This is a genomic window from Cupriavidus sp. TMH.W2 (assembly GCF_050847365.1).
In the GTDB taxonomy this organism is placed as follows: Bacteria; Pseudomonadota; Gammaproteobacteria; order Burkholderiales; family Burkholderiaceae; genus Cupriavidus.
The window spans coordinates 115,308-130,450 of sequence record NZ_CP193792.1 but is presented as its reverse complement, the minus strand read 5'-3'; the positions used below and the strand labels follow the sequence as shown (position 1 = coordinate 130,450).

The window sequence follows — 15,143 nt, the reverse complement described above, 5'->3', positions numbered from 1 at the left end:
GTCAGGCGGAGGGCGTCGCGCCTCAGTCGCGCAGCCGGTGCAGCGCGGCGCCCGCGACTTCACCGATTTGCGACAGGTAGGCGGTGCCCATGCCTTCGTGGAAACGGCGCGGATCGGGCGAGCCCAGCACCAGCAGGCCGAAGGCGGCACCGCGCACGTCGGCAGCGGCCTCGGCATCGCCGGCACGCAAGGGCACGCGCAGCGTCACCATCGCCAGCGAGGTGACGTCGTCGCGCTCCAGCAGCGCCGCGGCCTCGAAGCCGCTGTTGCTGCCGCAGAACGGCGCGCGCAGGCCTTCGGCAAAGATGCGCAGGTCTTCGCTGGCGCCCTGCGTCACTTCCATGTGCGCGTACTGGTCGGCGACATCCCACAGCCTGAGCGCCACCGCCGGCACGTCAAACATCTGCTGCAGGCCGTCCTGCACGGCATAGGGCAGCGCGTGCGAATCGGCTTCGGCCAGCAGGCGCAGCTGCCAGGCATGCATGCGCTGCTGGGTGCGGTCGTTGTCATGGCCGTGGCGGACCAGGTCCGCCAGGCGCAGCTCCAGGCCTTTGTTCTTCTCGCGCAGGATTTCCATCTGGCGCTCCTGCAGCGACACGGCGCGGTGGCTGTGCGGGCTGGTCAGTTGCACCGCGGCCAGCAGATCGGCGTGCTCTTCGAAGAATTCGGGATGGCTCTGCAGGTAGGCGGCAACGTCTTGGGCGTTCATGGGGCGTGGACCGGTAGAGGTAAGGTGGGTGGCAGTTTAGCAAATGCCACCTGCGCAAAGGAGGCACGCGGTTTTGGATGCACCCAAGCCGCCCGAGCTAGCCTGAGCAAGGTGTTCTCCCTCGCCCCTCATGGGGAGAGGGCCGGGGTGAGGGGTGGTCTAGCCAGGAACCACATGAAGCGGGGCCAACGGTTTTTTCCAGCACAGTGGCTCCGGCCAGCACCCGCCCTCACCCCACCCCTCTCCCTCGCAGCCCTCGCAGCCCTCGCAGCGAGAGAGGGGGGAGCCTGCTGCCGGCGTTATCGCAATCGAGGCAGGCTCCCCCCGCTACGTCTGAATCAGCCGCTTCTGCCGCGAAATGCTCATCAGGATGCCGATGCCGGCACCCAGCGTCACCAGCGCGGTGCCGCCATAGCTCATCAACGGCAGCGGCACGCCCACCACGGGCAGGATGCCGCTGACCATGCCCATGTTGACAAAGGCATAGGTGAAGAAGATCAGCGTGATCGACCCCGCCAGCAGCCGCGAGAACAGCGTCGGCGCATTGGCTGCGATAAACAGCCCGCGGAAGATCAGCAGCAGGTACAGCACCAGCAGCACCGCATTGCCGATCAGGCCGAATTCTTCCGAGTACACGGCGAAGATAAAGTCGGTGTGCTTTTCCGGGATGAACTCCAGGTGCGTCTGCGTGCCCTTGAGCCAGCCCTTGCCCTCGACCCCGCCAGAGCCGATGGCGATGATCGACTGGATCGTGTGGAAGCCCTTGCCCAGCGGATCGGTGGTCGGGTCCAGCAGCGTGCACACGCGGTGCTGCTGGTAATCGTGCAGCACCGGCCAGTTCACGCCCGGCGCGCAGATATCGTTCTGGAACGTGATCAGCAGCGCGACCGCCACCACCAGCAGCCCCAGCACCGGCAGGATCAGCTTCCACGTCAGGCCCGCGAAGTAGATCACGTAGACGCCCGCGGCCATCACCAGCAGCGCGGTGCCCAGGTCGGGCTGCTTGGCGATCAGGCCGACCGGGATCAGCAGCAGCAGCAGCGCCACGACAAAGTCGAACCACTTGATCACGCCCTCGCGCTTCTGGAAGTACCAGGCCAGCATCAGCGGCATAGAGATCTTCATGATCTCGGACGGCTGGATCACCATGCCGACATAGAGCCAGCGCCGCGCGCCCTTGCGGATCAGGCCGAACATGGCCACCGCGATCAGCAGCGCCACCCCGACCGTGTAGATGGGCACCGCCACCCGCATCAGCGTCTGCGTGGGCAGGTAGGCAATCACCAGCATTACCACGTAGGACAGCAAGATGTTGCGCAGCTGGTCCTCGACCCGGCCCGGCATGTCGATGGCGGCCGAGTACAGCGCCACGATGCCGGTGGCGAACAACAGGAAAACGATCAGCGAGAGTGGTTTGTCAAAACCGCTCAGCGCGGTCTTGACCAATGACACGACGCGGCGTCGATCCATGCGCGTCTCCTTCAGCGAGTGGCGTCGGCACCGCTGGCTGCCTTGGCAGCCACGGGCCTGACGCGTGGTTTGGGCGCGGGCGCCTTGGCCGGCGCAACCGGCGTGGAAGCCGGTGCCTGCGGCTTGCTGTGGCCGAGCGCCTGCAGCATGCGTTCATCCAGCGTCTGCACGGCCGAGGCCGGCGCGATCGCGGCCGGGTCCAGCACCGCCGCGATCGCGTCGGACGCCCCGGCGTGCGCGCCCGAGGCCGCTGCGACCGCGCTGGCGGCCGCGCCGCTGGCCGGCGCGCCGCCGCCCGACATCACCGTGGCGCTGGCAATGCTGGCAGTCTGGCCGGTGGTGAACACGCTGGGCGTGGCCACCGGCGGGCGGCCCGCCATGCGCTCGGCTTCCGGCGGCGCGATGGCTTCAAGCTCCTCGGGCCATTTGCCGGTCAGGTAGTAATCCATCACCTTGCGCGCGATCGGCGCGGCCACCGCCGCGCCGAAGCCCGCGTTCTCGACGATCAGCGCGATCGCGATCTTTGGGTTGTCCGCGGGCGCGAAGGCCGTGTACAGCGAGTGGTCGCGCTTGCGCTCGTCCAGCGCGTGGTGGTTGTACTTCTCGCCCTTGCCCAGGCTGTAGGTCTGCGCCGTGCCGGTCTTGCCCGCCGATTCATAGGCAGCCCCGGCAAATGCGCGCGCGGCCGTGCCGGAGTGCGTCACCGCCACCATGGCGCGCTTGATCACGTCGATATCGGCCTGCTTGAGCGGAATCCGATAGCTTTCCTTGGGCACCGTCAGCGAACGCTTGCGCGTGACCGCGTCTTCCACCGCCTTGACCAGGTGGGGCTTCATCACGCTGCCGTTGTTGACGATGACCGAGGTGGCCTGCGCCAGCTGCAGGATGGTGAAGCTGTTGTAGCCCTGGCCGATGCCCAGCGAAATGGTCTCGCCGTCGTACCACTTCTGCTGCTCGGGCTTGCGGTATGCGCGGCGTTTCCATTCGGTGGACGGCAGGATGCCGCGGCTTTCGCCCTCGATGTCGATGCCGGTGATCTGGCCGAAGCCCAGCGGCTTCATGAAGTCATGGATGCCGTTGACGCCCATGTCGCGCGCCAGCGCGTAGTAGTAAGTGTCGCACGACTGCACGATCGAGCTGTGCATGTCGACCCAGCCGTGCCCGCCCGGCTTGTCGTCGCGGAAGGTATGGTTGCCCAGCGTGAAGAAGCCGGGATCGTGCATGCCCCAGTTGGCGGTGCGCTTGCCGGTGGTCAGCGCCGCCAGCGCCATGAACGGCTTGTAGGTCGAGCCCGGCGGATAGGTGCCCCTGAGAGGTCGGTTCAGCAGCGGCTTGTCGGGCGAGCTGTTGAGCTCGTTCCAGGTATTGGTATCAATGCCTTCGACGAACAGGTTGGGGTCGTAGGTCGGCTTGGAGACAAAGGCCAGGATGTCGCCGGTGGACGGCTCGATCGCCACCAGCGCGCCGCGGCGGTCGCCGTAGAGGGCCTCGGCCAGCTGCTGCAGGCGGATGTCGAGCGACAGGATCAGGTTGTTGCCGGGCGTGGCGGGCGAGGTGGACAGCGTGCGGATCGGGCGCCCGCCCGCGCTGACTTCCACTTCCTCGAAGCCGGTCAGGCCGTGCAGCTCGCTCTCGTAGCTCTGCTCCAGGCCGATCTTGCCGATGTAGTTGGTGCCCTTGTAGTTGTCGGCATCCTTGCGCGGGTCGTACTTGACGCCCTCGGCGTCGTTGGCCTCGTCCATGGCCTCGATGCGCTCCTGGTCGCGCTGCGAGATGCGGCCCAGGTAGCCGATTACGTGCGAGGCCGACTCGCCCAGCGGGTACTGGCGGAACAGCCGCGCGCGCACGTCCACGCCCGGGAAGCGGAAGCGCTGCGCCGAAAAGCGCGCCACTTCCTCGTCGGTCAGCTGGCTGCGGATCGGCAGGCTTTCAAAGCTGCGCGACTCTTCCATCAGCCGCTTGAAGCGGCGCCGGTCGCGCGGCTGGATGTCGACCAGCCCGGCCAGGCCCTCGATGGTGTTGTCCAGCGTATCGGTCAGCTTGGACGGCGTGACCTCCAGCGTGTACGCCGAATAATTGCGCGCCAGCACGATCCCGTTGCGGTCCATGATGATGCCGCGGTTGGGCTCGATCGGCGCCACCGAGATGCGGTTGTCCTCGGCCTTGGCCGAGTACTGGTCGTGCTTGTACCACTGCAGCCACAGGAAGCGCGAGAACAGCAGGCCAAAGCAGATCACCGTGAACAGGGCAGCAGCCGCCACGCGGATGCGGAAGCGGCCGATTTCCAGTTCGACGTTGCGGATTTCGGTCATGGTACTGCCTGGGCCCGGAGATTAGCGTTTAGGTGCGGCGTCAGATCGGACGGGTCTCGTCGACATCGTTCGAGCGGCGCTGCGGCGCCAGCAGCAGGCTGGTGGCCAGCGGCCACAAAAGCGCCTCGATCGCCGGCGCCAGCAGCAGCGGCCAGCCCGGCAGCGGCGCGCCCATGGCCAGCCGGATCAGCACCGGCACCGCGTGCGCGATAAACAGCAGCGGCAGCACGTGCAGCGCCTGGGTGTAGACGGTGAACCACAGCACGCGGCGGTGGATGGTGATGGCAAAGTAGGCCAGCAGCGTGTAGGCCAGCGCGTGCTCGCCCAGCAGCCGGGCATCGTGCACGTCCATCAGCAGGCCCAGCAGGAAGGCCACGCCCATGCCCACCTTGCGCGGCTGGTGGATGTTCCAGAACACCAGCACCAGCGCCACCATGTCGGGAATCCACAGCGTGGCGCCCCAGGGCATCAGGTTGAACAGGAACGCCAGCACGAAGCTGAAGGCGATAAAGGCGGGATTGACCGGCCGCAGCAGGTATTGGGGATTGGTCACGGTTCCTCCTTGGCGGGCGCGGCCTTGGCTGCCGCCGCGCTGTCGGCGGCAGCGCGCGCCGCGGCGGACCTGGCGCCCCTGAGCGGCGCCTCGGGCTTGGCCTCAACGGTTTCGCGCGCGGGGATGGCCGCGTCGTAGCGCACCACCAGCAACTGGCGGTGCGAGCGCACGCCGGCCACCGGCTCGCAATAGACGCGCGAGAACGCGGTATCGGCCTTGCGCTCGATCTGGACAATCTTCGCCACCGGCAGGCCCGGCGGGTAGGTGCCGTCCAGGCCCGAGGTCACCAGCAGGTCGCCCTGCTGCAGGTCGGCGGCGGCGGCCATGAAGCGCAGGTCCAGCTGGCCCGCGCGCGCGCCGCCGAAGGCCACGCTGCGCAGGCCGTTGCGCACCACCTGCACGGGAATCGCCTGGTCCTTGTCGGTCAGCAGCGTCACCTCGGACTGGAACGGCGACACGCGCGTGACCTGCCCCACCACGCCGCGCTCGTCGATCACCGGGTAGCCGGCGCGCAGGCCGTGCTGGCTGCCCTTGTCGATCACGATGCGCTGGCTGTAGGGATCGCGCGCGTCATAGAGAATCTCGGCCGCCGTGACCGGCGTGGCCGACTGCTGTGCCAGCCCGAGCAGCTTGCGCAACTGGTTGTTCTCGGCCTCGAGCTGCGCCTGGCGCACCGAGGCCTGGGCCTGCTGCACGGCGTTCTGGCGCAGTTCGCGGTTTTCGGTGGCGAGCGTCGCCGACGACTGCGCATAGTCGAACATGGTGCGCAGCGCGTCGCGCGGCGTCAGCACCAGGCGCTCGACCGGCATCAGCACGGTGGCGGCAACCTGCCGGCCCACGCTGAGCGCGTTGAAGCGGGCGTCGACCACCAGCAGCGCCAGCGCGATACCCACGTACAGGACCAGCCTGGCGACAGCCGAGGTGCCTTGCTTGAAGAGCGGCGGAGGGGAGTAATCCATTTACCCGAACAAAAGCCGGAGCCCACGCGGAAACGGCCCGCCGCCCGCCGTGCCGCGCCCACATCCGGTGCAGGGATGGGCGCGGCCCGGCCGGGCGGCGGGGGCTGCCGGGGCCTGGCCCCGGCGGGTGAGGCGCCGCGACGCCGCCCTGATCGATCGATCCGGCAGGCCGCGCATCGCCACGTGAGCGTCCTTCTTACTCGTAGGAGAAGATGCTGCCGAGCTTGTCCATGCGCTCCAGCGCCATGCCGGAGCCGCGCACCACGCAGGTCAGCGGGTCTTCGGCCACCAGCACCGGCAGGCCGGTTTCCTCGGCCAGCAGACGGTCCAGGTCGCGCAGCAGCGCGCCGCCGCCGGTCAGCATCATGCCGCGCTCGGCGATGTCCGCGCCCAGTTCGGGCGGGGTCTGTTCCAGCGCGATCTTCACCGCCGACACGATCTGGTTGAGCGGATCGGTCAGGGCTTCCAGGATTTCATTGGACGACACCGTGAAGGCGCGCGGGATGCCTTCGGACAGGTTGCGGCCCTTGACTTCCATCTCGCGGACTTCGGAGCCCGGGAAGGCCGAGCCGATTTCCTTCTTGATGGCTTCGGCGGTCTGTTCGCCGATCAGCATGCCGTAGTTGCGGCGGATGTAGTTGACGATGGCCTCGTCGAACTTGTCGCCGCCCACGCGCACCGAACCCTTGTAGACCATGCCGCCCAGCGAGATGATGCCCACCTCGGTGGTGCCGCCGCCGATATCCACCACCATCGAGCCCGACGGCTCCGACACCGGCAGGCCGGCGCCGATCGCGGCCGACATCGGCTCCTCGATCAGGTACACCTGGCTGGCGCCGGCGCCCAGCGCCGATTCGCGGATGGCGCGGCGCTCGACCTGGGTCGAGCCGCACGGCACGCAGATGATGATGCGCGGGCTCGGGCGCAGCAGCTTGCTGTCGTGCACCATCTTGATGAACTGCTTGAGCATCTGCTCGGTGACGGTGAAGTCGGCGATCACGCCGTCCTTCATCGGGCGGATCGCCTCGATATTGCCCGGCACCTTGCCCAGCATCTGCTTGGCTTCCTTGCCCACCGCCGTGATGGTCTTCTTGGCATTGGGGCCGCCTTCCTGGCGGATCGCAACCACCGAGGGCTCGTCCAGCACGATGCCCTTGTCGCGCATGTAGATCAGCGTGTTGGCGGTGCCGAGGTCGATCGCCAGGTCGTTGGAGAAATAGCTGCGGAGAAATCCGAACATCAGGAATCCTGTCTGTGATGGTGTTCGCGGGTAGGCGAAGCGACCGGCACCGCGGGCGGTCCGGCCACGAAATACGTTGTGTTGAATACGGAATGGTTCTCGGCATCCCGGTCCGCCCGCCATCCGGCACGGGGGCTGCCCGGGCCGGGGATGGAGTGGGAACGGCACCGCCGGCGCACCGTGCGCGCCGGCCCTACGGGAACCTTTGATTAGACCCCGCGAAAAAGTTCGCGGAAATGTGCAGGCACCGGCGCCTCATGTCGAATGTGATCCAACATGTGCTGGCCGGCGGCAAGGCCTAATCAGAGGACCCAGGTTTGCCCTTCGGGCGCCTTCGGATGCCTGGCGCGGATGCGCCCGCCAGGGACCACGTTGCGGCCCGGCGCGGGAGCCGTTCCGCGGCCATGTGGCGTAGGCGTTGCCAAAGGTCGGTAACACGCAATGATACCTTATAATTCCTGCTGCTTCGGGCGTTTACGGCCTGAAAATACCTGTAATTCCGACGACTCCGGGGCGCCACTCCGGCGCCCCCGGTCAGGCCACGGGCAGTGCGACGCAGCCGCCCCATGAGCCGGCCGCCGGCGCAGCCCGCGCCCTCCGCATCCGAGCATCGAACCACCACGCCATGGCCCTCGACCTATCCGACGTCAAGCGCATCGCCCACCTGGCCCGCATCGAAACCAGCGATGACGAGGCCGCCCAGACGCTTGCGCAGCTGAACAACTTTTTCTCGCTGGTCGAGCAGATGCAGGCGGTCGACACCACCGGCATCGAGCCGCTGGCCCACCCGCTGTCGGCCGTGCGCGACATGGTCCAGCGCCTGCGCGAGGACGTGGTCACCGAAACCGACCGCCGCGCCGACTACCAGCGCCCCGCGCCGGCCACCGAAGACGGCCTGTACCTGGTGCCCAAGGTCATCGAATGACCATCGCCCGGCACGGACGCCACGCACCCGACGCCCGCACTGCCGTCCGCCGCCGGCCGCCCGCCAGTACAACACCCCTGATGCCAACCGACTGTCATGCCCTTTTCCGCTGATTCCGTGACCTCCCTGCGCCAGCTTGCCGACGCCCTGGCCGCGCGCTCCGTCTCCGCCGAGGAACTCGCGCGCGAGTACCTGGCCCGCATCGAGCAGGCCGCCGCGCTCAACGCCTTTATCCACGTCGATGCCGAGCGGACCCTGGCCCAGGCGCGCGCCGCCGACGAACGCCGCGCGCGTGGCGAGGCTGCGCCGCTGACCGGCGTGCCGATCGCGCACAAGGACGTGTTCGTCACGCGCGGCTGGCGCGCCACCGCCGGCTCGAAGATGCTGGGCAACTATGAAAGCCCGTTCGACGCCACCGTGGTCGAGCGCATGGCCGCGGCCGGCATGGTCACGCTGGGCAAGACCAATATGGACGAGTTCGCGATGGGCTCGTCCAACGAGAACTCGCATTTCGGCCCGGTGCGCAATCCCTGGGACACCAGCCGCGTGCCCGGCGGTTCGTCGGGCGGCTCGGCCGCGGCCGTGGCCGCTGGCCTGGCACCGGCCGCCACCGGTACCGACACCGGCGGCTCGATCCGCCAGCCGTCGTCGTTCTCGGGCATCACCGGCATCAAGCCAACCTACGGCCGCGTGTCGCGCTACGGCATGATCGCCTTCGCCTCGTCGCTGGACCAGGGCGGCCCGATGGCCCATAGCGCCGAAGACTGCGCGCTGCTGCTCAACACCATGGCCGGCTTCGACCCCAGGGACTCCACCAGCATCCCGCCCGCGCAGGGCGGCGTGGACGAGGACTACACCCGCCTGCTGGGCCAGCCCCGCGCCGGCGCCAGCGCCGGGTGCCCGCTTGCCGGGCTGCGCATCGGCCTGCCCAAGGAATACTTCGGCAAGGGCCTCGCGGCCGATGTCGAGCAGGCCGTGCGCGCCGCGCTGGCCGAGTATGAAAAGCTGGGCGCCACGCTGGTCGAGGTGACGCTGCCCAAGACCGAGCTGTCGATCCCGGTGTACTACGTGATCGCACCGGCCGAGGCCTCGTCCAACCTGTCGCGCTTTGACGGCGTGCGCTACGGCCACCGCGCGGCCGACTACCGCGACCTGCTCGACATGTACAAGAAGAGCCGCGCCGAAGGCTTCGGCGCCGAGGTCAAGCGCCGCATCATGGTCGGCACCTATGTGCTCTCGCACGGCTACTACGACGCCTACTACCTGCAGGCGCAGAAGATCCGCCGCATCATCGCCGACGACTTCCAGCGCGCCTTCGCCCAGTGCGACGTGATCATGGGGCCGGTGGCGCCGACGGTGGCGTGGAAGCTGGGCGAGAAGACCTCGGACCCGCTGCAGATGTACCTGGCCGACATCTTCACGCTGTCCACCAGCCTGGCCGGCCTGCCCGGCATGAGCGTGCCGTGCGGCTTCGGCGAGGCCGGCATGCCGGTGGGCCTGCAGCTGATCGGCAACTACTTCGACGAAGCGCGCCTGCTGCAGACCGCGCACGCGTTCCAGCAGGCGACCGACTGGCACCTGCGCCGTCCCGCCAAGGCCTGACCATGACCGCGCGCTCCTCGCTGACTCTGCGCCTGATGGCCGCGGCCGCGCTTGCCGCGGCGGTGGCCGGCTGCATCCCGCTGCCGGGCGTGCCGGGGCGGCCCGCGCCCCCGGCGCCGATCGCCAGCCGCGATATCAACCTGGCCGGCGACTGCCGCCGCACCGAAGAAGACGGCTTCCGCGAGGACGCCCAGCTGCGCGTGTCGGGCAACAGCGTGCAGCAGCTGTCGTGGAAGCTGTGGGTGGGCAAGCGCGGCTCGTGCAGCTTCAACCTGGCGGACTTCCGCCAGATCCAGAAGACACCGCATATCGAGCTGCGCGCCAATGACGGCAGCGCCTGCAAGCTGATGGTCTGGCAGGACCCGCGCCGCGTCACGCTGGCACACGCCAACTGCCAGCAGCGCTGCACCCCCGGCATCTACGAAGAAGCCTGGCCCGTGATGTTCGAGCCGGGCACCGGCGCCTGCGCCCGCACGCGCTGAAGCCAACCAAGCCGGTCATGACCCAAGCACCCGCCATCCCGAATCGCTCCCCGCGCGCCGCGCGCCCGGCGCTGGGGGTGCTTCGTGCCGCGGTGGCACTGGGGCTGGGCGCATGGCTGGCCGGCGCGGCCGCGCATACGCCGGACCTGTCCGGCCCCGCGCTGGAGTTGCCGGCGCCGCAGACGCCGGCCGGCGTGCTGGCGCCGAATGCGGTGAACCGGGCGGCGCCAGCATCCGCGGCCGCGGCAGCCGTGCCCGCGCAGCGCGTCCAGCTGCGTGGCGATGCGGCCACGCCCGAACTGACCGCCTACTGGTTCCTGCCACGCGAAGGCGCCACGCCGCGCGCGCTGCCCGTGGTGGTGGCGCTGCACGGCTGCGGCGGCCTGCTGTCCGCGCGCCCCTCGCGCGCGAGCACGGCGGGCGTCGGCGAAACCGACAAGGCCGACGTGTCCGGACTGCTGCAGCAACGCTACCGCGAATACGCGCGCTGGCTGACCGAACGCGGCTATGCTGTGCTGATGCCCGACAGCTTCAGCGCGCGCGGCAGGCCCCACGGCATCTGCTCGGATCCCATCGACGCGCGCGCCGTTGACGACCGCACGCGCCGCGCCGATACGCTGGCCGCGCTGCGCTGGGTGGCGCAGCAGCCCGCGGTCGACACCGCGCGCATCGTGCTGCTGGGCTGGTCCAACGGCGCGCAGGCCGTGCTGGCCACCGTCGATGCCAGCCGCCCGTGGCCGGCCGGCACGCCCCAGGTGGAGCGCGCGGTGGCGTTCTACCCCGGCTGCAAGCGCGCCGTGCAGCAGCACAACTTCCGCCTGCGCGCGCCGCTGCTGCTGCTGATCGGCGGCGCCGACGACTGGACGCCCGCGACCCGCTGCGCCATGCTGCAGAGCGCGGTGCAGGCGCGCCAGCCGGACGCGCGCTTCCGGCTGGAGATTTACCCCGGCGCCTATCACGGCTTTGACGGCACCAGCGAGCTGCATATCCGCCGCGACGTGCCCGCCGGCATGCGCAAGGCCCAGGGCGTCACCGTCGGCGGCGACGCGGTGGCCCGCGTGGCCGCGCTGGCCCAGCTTGATTCCTGGCTTGCCAGCCCCGACCCGTGACGGCAAGGGGCCAGGCCAGACAGAACACCGGAGCGGCGCAGCCGCTCCCTCGCAACAGACAACACCGAAAGAACCGAACAGGAATACCGCCATGCAATGGGAAGTGGTGATCGGCCTCGAAACGCACGCGCAGCTCTCGACGGCCTCCAAGATTTTTTCCGGCACCTCGACCGCCTTCGGGGCCGAGGCCAACACGCAGGCCTCGCCGGTGGACCTGGCGTTGCCCGGCGTGCTGCCGGTGCTCAACAAGGGCGCGGTCGAGCGCGCCATCCAGTTCGGCCTGGCGATCGGCGCCACCATCGCGCCGCGCAGCATCTTTGCGCGCAAGAACTACTTCTACCCCGACCTGCCCAAGGGCTACCAGATCAGCCAGTATGAGATCCCGGTGGTACAGGGCGGCACCATCACCATCCAGGTCGAAGGCAAGCAGGGCGAGTCCTACGAAAAGACCGTCAACCTGACGCGCGCCCACCTGGAAGAAGACGCGGGCAAGTCGCTGCACGAGGACTTTGCCGGCATGACCGGCATCGACCTGAACCGCGCCGGCACCCCGCTGCTGGAAATCGTCACCGAGCCCGACATGCGCAGCGCCGCCGAAGCCGTGGCCTATGCCAAGGCGCTGCACTCGCTGGTGGTGTGGCTGGGCATCTGCGACGGCAACATGCAGGAAGGCAGCTTCCGCTGCGACGCCAACGTGTCGGTGCGCCCGCTCGGCCAGAAGGAATTCGGCACCCGCCGCGAGATCAAGAACCTGAACTCGTTCCGCTTCCTGCAGCAGGCCATCGACTACGAAGTGCAGTGGCAGATCGCCGAGATCGAGGACGGCCGCAAGATCCAGCAGGCCACCGTGCTGTTCGATCCGGATACGGGCGAAACGCGCGCCATGCGCACCAAGGAAGACGCACACGACTACCGCTACTTCCCCGATCCGGACCTGATGCCGCTGGAAATCGAGCCCGGCTGGGTCGAGCGCGTGCGCGGCGAACTGCCGGAGCTGCCGGCCGCGATGCAGGCACGCTTTGTCTCGCAGTACGGCCTGTCGGCGTATGACGCCACCACGCTGACCGCCACCAAGGCCTTCGCCGCGTACTATGAGGCCGTGGTGGCCCGCGCCGGCGCCGCCAACGCCAAGCCCGCGGCCAACTGGCTGATGGGCGACGTGGCCTCGCAGCTGAACCGCGAAGGCATCGCCATCGACGCCGCACCGGTCACGCCGGCGCAACTGGCAAAGCTGCTCACGCGCATCGCCGACGGCACGGTGTCGAACAACACCGCCAAGAAGGATGTGTTCCCGGCGATGTGGGCGGGCGAGCACGGCGGCGACGCCGACGCCATCATCGACGCCAGGGGCCTGAAGCAGATGTCCGACAGCGGCGAGCTGGAGAAGATCATTGACGACGTGCTGGCGGCCAACGCCAAGTCGGTCGAGGAGTTCCGCGCGGGCAAGGAGAAGGCATTCAACGCGCTGGTCGGGCAGGCGATGAAGGCGACCAGGGGCAAGGCCAACCCGGCGCAGGTGAATGAGCTGCTGAAGAAGAAGCTGGGCTGAGCCTGGCAACAGCGACAAACTATACAGACCGCTGGTTTGCTCCCTTCTCCCGCTTTGCGGGAGAAGGGCACGGGGGTGAGGGCAGGCGCAGGCAAACCAACACGCCTCACTTCGTCGATACTCCGGCCCTCACCCCAGCCCTCTCCCGCAAGCGGGAGAGGGCGCACCCAATCGGGAGGCGAAAATCCTGCGTCTTTCCGACTCGCCTTCTCACCTCCCCGCCTTACTCCGCACCGTCTCCTCCAGCAACGACCGCAGCTTCGCCAGCGCCCCCGGATCCCCATGCGCGGCCGAGCGCGCGTACCAGATCTTGGCTTGCTCGATATCCTGGTCCACCACCCCGGGCTCGCCGTGCTCGTAGTAACTGCCGACGATATATTGCGCGCCGCCGTCGCCGGCACTCGCCGCACGGCTGTACCAGGTGAATGCCTGGCCGTAGTCGCGCGGCACGCCGCGGCCGGTGAAATAGTTTGTCGCCAGCGCCATCTGCGCCTGCACATGTCCGCCCTGCGCGGCCAGGGCATACCAGCGGTTGGCCTCCTCCAGCGACTTCGGCACCAGTTCGCCGCGCTCGTAGAGATCGCCCCAGGTGTACTGGGCATGCGTCATCTGGTTGTCGGCCGCTTTCTTCAGCCAGACCAGTGCCTCCTGCGGACGGACGGCGGTGCCCTCGCCGCGCAGCAGCATCATCGCGTAGTTGAATTGCGCCAGGCGGTTGCCTTGCTTCGCGGCATTGGCGAAGCCGCGCAGCGCCTGGTCGAAGTTGCCCGCTTCATAGGCAGCGACCGCATCACGGGTCTGTGCCTGGGCTGGGGCAGGCGGCTGCGGCGCGGAGGCAGCCGGCTGCATGCATTGCAGCCATGCGGCAGCGGCGCCGGCCAGCAAGGCGGCAATCGGGGGACGGGCAATCGACATGGCGGACTCCGGGTGCGGCGCCTTCCTGCTTCCAGTGTAGGAGTCAGGACCGGGCGCAGGTAGGCACGCGCGGAGTCCGAGTTTTATCCACGGGAATAATCGATCACCAATATTCTGGCAATCGATCATTCGTCGCGCGGATGAAAATAGAACCTCAGATCTGCTTGGGGCGTTGGTGCGCGTCGAGAGCGTCTTCCACTCCCCGTGGAATCTCCGCTGACCGGATGGTGCAATCGTAACAAGGCATTGCATTGCGCCCCGGTTCGCCCGCACGCAGTGGCGCAGCGCAAGCCACTCTGGCCACACTTGCCTGGCGCGCTGGCGTGCCATACCGGTGCAGATGGAACCCACGCGCCACCTGCGGTACATATCGATCCAATTGTTACAGTTCGCGACAGATACGACGTTAGAATGTGGCATTTCCACGGTCACCCGGCTATGTCCCAGAAGAAATCGCCACGCTTCGAGCTGCGCAGTGGCAACGTCGACGCCCTCCTTCTCGCCCTCCAGACCGCCGACATGGCTGCGCTGCGGGATGACCTCCTCACCCGCTTTGAAGCCACTCCCGACTTCTTCTCCAATGACGTGATCGCGCTGGACCTGCGCGCGCTGGAAGATGACAGTGAAGTCGCGCTTGGCACCGTGATCGACACGCTGGCAACGCTCAAGGCACGCGCCATCGGCGTGGTGGCCCGCCCCGGCCAGCGCGAGTGGGCCGAGCGCTTTGGCCTGCCGCTGCTCGACAGCCAGGCCCGCCGCGGCAGTGCCGCCGATCGTGCCACCGACCGCGCCGCCGAGGCCAAGGCCGCTGCCGCGGCGGAACAGGCCGCCGCCGAACAGGCCGCGCGCGAGGAATCCGCCCGCGCCGCCGCGCAGGCAGCGACGGACGCCGCCGTGGCCGCCGCCATCCGCCAGACCCAGACCATGCTGATCGACAAGCCGCTGCGCTCGGGCCAGCAGGTCTACGCGCACGGCGACGTGGTGATCCTGGACGTGGTCAGCTACGGCGCCGAAGTGATCGCCGAAGGCAACATCCATATCTATGCCCCGCTGCGCGGCCGTGCGCTGGCGGGCGTCAAGGGCAATACCGGCGCGCGCATCTTCAGCACATGCATGGAGCCCGAGCTGATTTCCATCGCCGGCATCTACCGGACCGCGGAGCAGACGCTTCCGGCCGATGTGCTCGGCAAGACCGCCCAGGTACGCCTGGCCGATGAAAAACTGATCCTCGAAGGGCTGCGGCTCAAGTAGCCGCGGCGCCGCTCGGGACCAAACCGCAGACAGCGCAAGCATCAACTTATTACTGGACCAAAGAGCC

13 protein-coding genes are annotated in these 15,143 nt (G+C 68.4%); 6 read left to right on the top strand and 7 right to left on the bottom strand.

Annotated features, from left to right (window positions below):
* Positions 1-22: 22 nt before the first annotated feature.
* From ACREYQ_RS00575 to ACREYQ_RS00550, 6 genes are all read right to left on the bottom strand, one after another.
* Positions 23-709, bottom strand: a complete 687-nt coding sequence (locus ACREYQ_RS00575) for a DUF484 family protein (RefSeq protein WP_432258883.1) — start codon at positions 707-709, stop codon at positions 23-25.
* Positions 710-1,036: 327 nt separating this feature from the next.
* Positions 1,037-2,179, bottom strand: coding sequence for a rod shape-determining protein RodA (gene rodA / locus ACREYQ_RS00570; protein ID WP_432258882.1), 1,143 nt, complete (start codon positions 2,177-2,179; stop codon positions 1,037-1,039).
* Positions 2,180-2,190: 11 nt separating this feature from the next.
* Entirely contained in the window at positions 2,191-4,491 is a 2,301-nt protein-coding gene (gene mrdA / locus ACREYQ_RS00565) for a penicillin-binding protein 2 (RefSeq protein WP_432258881.1), read from the bottom strand.
* A gap of 40 nt (positions 4,492-4,531) precedes the next feature.
* On the bottom strand, positions 4,532-5,044 hold the full coding sequence (mreD, locus tag ACREYQ_RS00560; protein ID WP_432258880.1) for a rod shape-determining protein MreD: 513 nt from the start codon (positions 5,042-5,044) through the stop codon (positions 4,532-4,534).
* A complete protein-coding gene (gene mreC / locus ACREYQ_RS00555; RefSeq protein WP_432258879.1) occupies positions 5,041-6,003 on the bottom strand; it encodes a rod shape-determining protein MreC in 963 nt (320 codons plus the stop codon). The genes mreD and mreC overlap by 4 nt, the downstream gene beginning before the upstream one ends.
* A gap of 196 nt (positions 6,004-6,199) precedes the next feature.
* Positions 6,200-7,243, bottom strand: a complete 1,044-nt coding sequence (locus tag ACREYQ_RS00550; RefSeq protein WP_008648066.1) for a rod shape-determining protein — start codon at positions 7,241-7,243, stop codon at positions 6,200-6,202.
* A gap of 625 nt (positions 7,244-7,868) precedes the next feature.
* Between ACREYQ_RS00550 and gatC the strand changes: the two genes are divergently transcribed.
* From gatC to gatB, 5 genes are all read left to right on the top strand, one after another.
* Complete coding sequence (gatC, locus tag ACREYQ_RS00545; protein ID WP_078194718.1) at positions 7,869-8,168, top strand: Asp-tRNA(Asn)/Glu-tRNA(Gln) amidotransferase subunit GatC; 300 nt, start codon at positions 7,869-7,871, stop codon at positions 8,166-8,168.
* Positions 8,169-8,264: 96 nt separating this feature from the next.
* Positions 8,265-9,770, top strand: a complete 1,506-nt coding sequence (gene gatA, locus ACREYQ_RS00540; protein WP_432258878.1) for an Asp-tRNA(Asn)/Glu-tRNA(Gln) amidotransferase subunit GatA — start codon at positions 8,265-8,267, stop codon at positions 9,768-9,770.
* A gap of 2 nt (positions 9,771-9,772) precedes the next feature.
* Positions 9,773-10,252, top strand: coding sequence for a hypothetical protein (locus ACREYQ_RS00535; RefSeq protein WP_432258877.1), 480 nt, complete (start codon positions 9,773-9,775; stop codon positions 10,250-10,252).
* A 17-nt stretch (positions 10,253-10,269) separates the two neighbouring features.
* Complete coding sequence (locus ACREYQ_RS00530; protein ID WP_432258876.1) at positions 10,270-11,361, top strand: dienelactone hydrolase family protein; 1,092 nt, start codon at positions 10,270-10,272, stop codon at positions 11,359-11,361.
* 91 nt (positions 11,362-11,452) lie between these two features.
* Positions 11,453-12,910 (top strand): Asp-tRNA(Asn)/Glu-tRNA(Gln) amidotransferase subunit GatB, encoded by a 1,458-nt coding sequence (gene gatB, locus ACREYQ_RS00525; RefSeq protein WP_432258875.1) that lies wholly within the window; start codon positions 11,453-11,455, stop codon positions 12,908-12,910.
* A 210-nt stretch (positions 12,911-13,120) separates the two neighbouring features.
* Here the strand turns inward: gatB and ACREYQ_RS00520 are convergent, their stop codons facing one another.
* A complete protein-coding gene (locus tag ACREYQ_RS00520) occupies positions 13,121-13,825 on the bottom strand; it encodes a tetratricopeptide repeat protein (protein ID WP_432258874.1) in 705 nt (234 codons plus the stop codon).
* Between the two features lie 438 nt (positions 13,826-14,263).
* Here ACREYQ_RS00520 and minC point away from each other — a divergent pair, with 438 nt between their 5' ends.
* Positions 14,264-15,076 (top strand): septum site-determining protein MinC, encoded by an 813-nt coding sequence (gene minC, locus ACREYQ_RS00515; RefSeq protein ID WP_432258873.1) that lies wholly within the window; start codon positions 14,264-14,266, stop codon positions 15,074-15,076.
* Positions 15,077-15,143 lie beyond the last annotated feature (67 nt).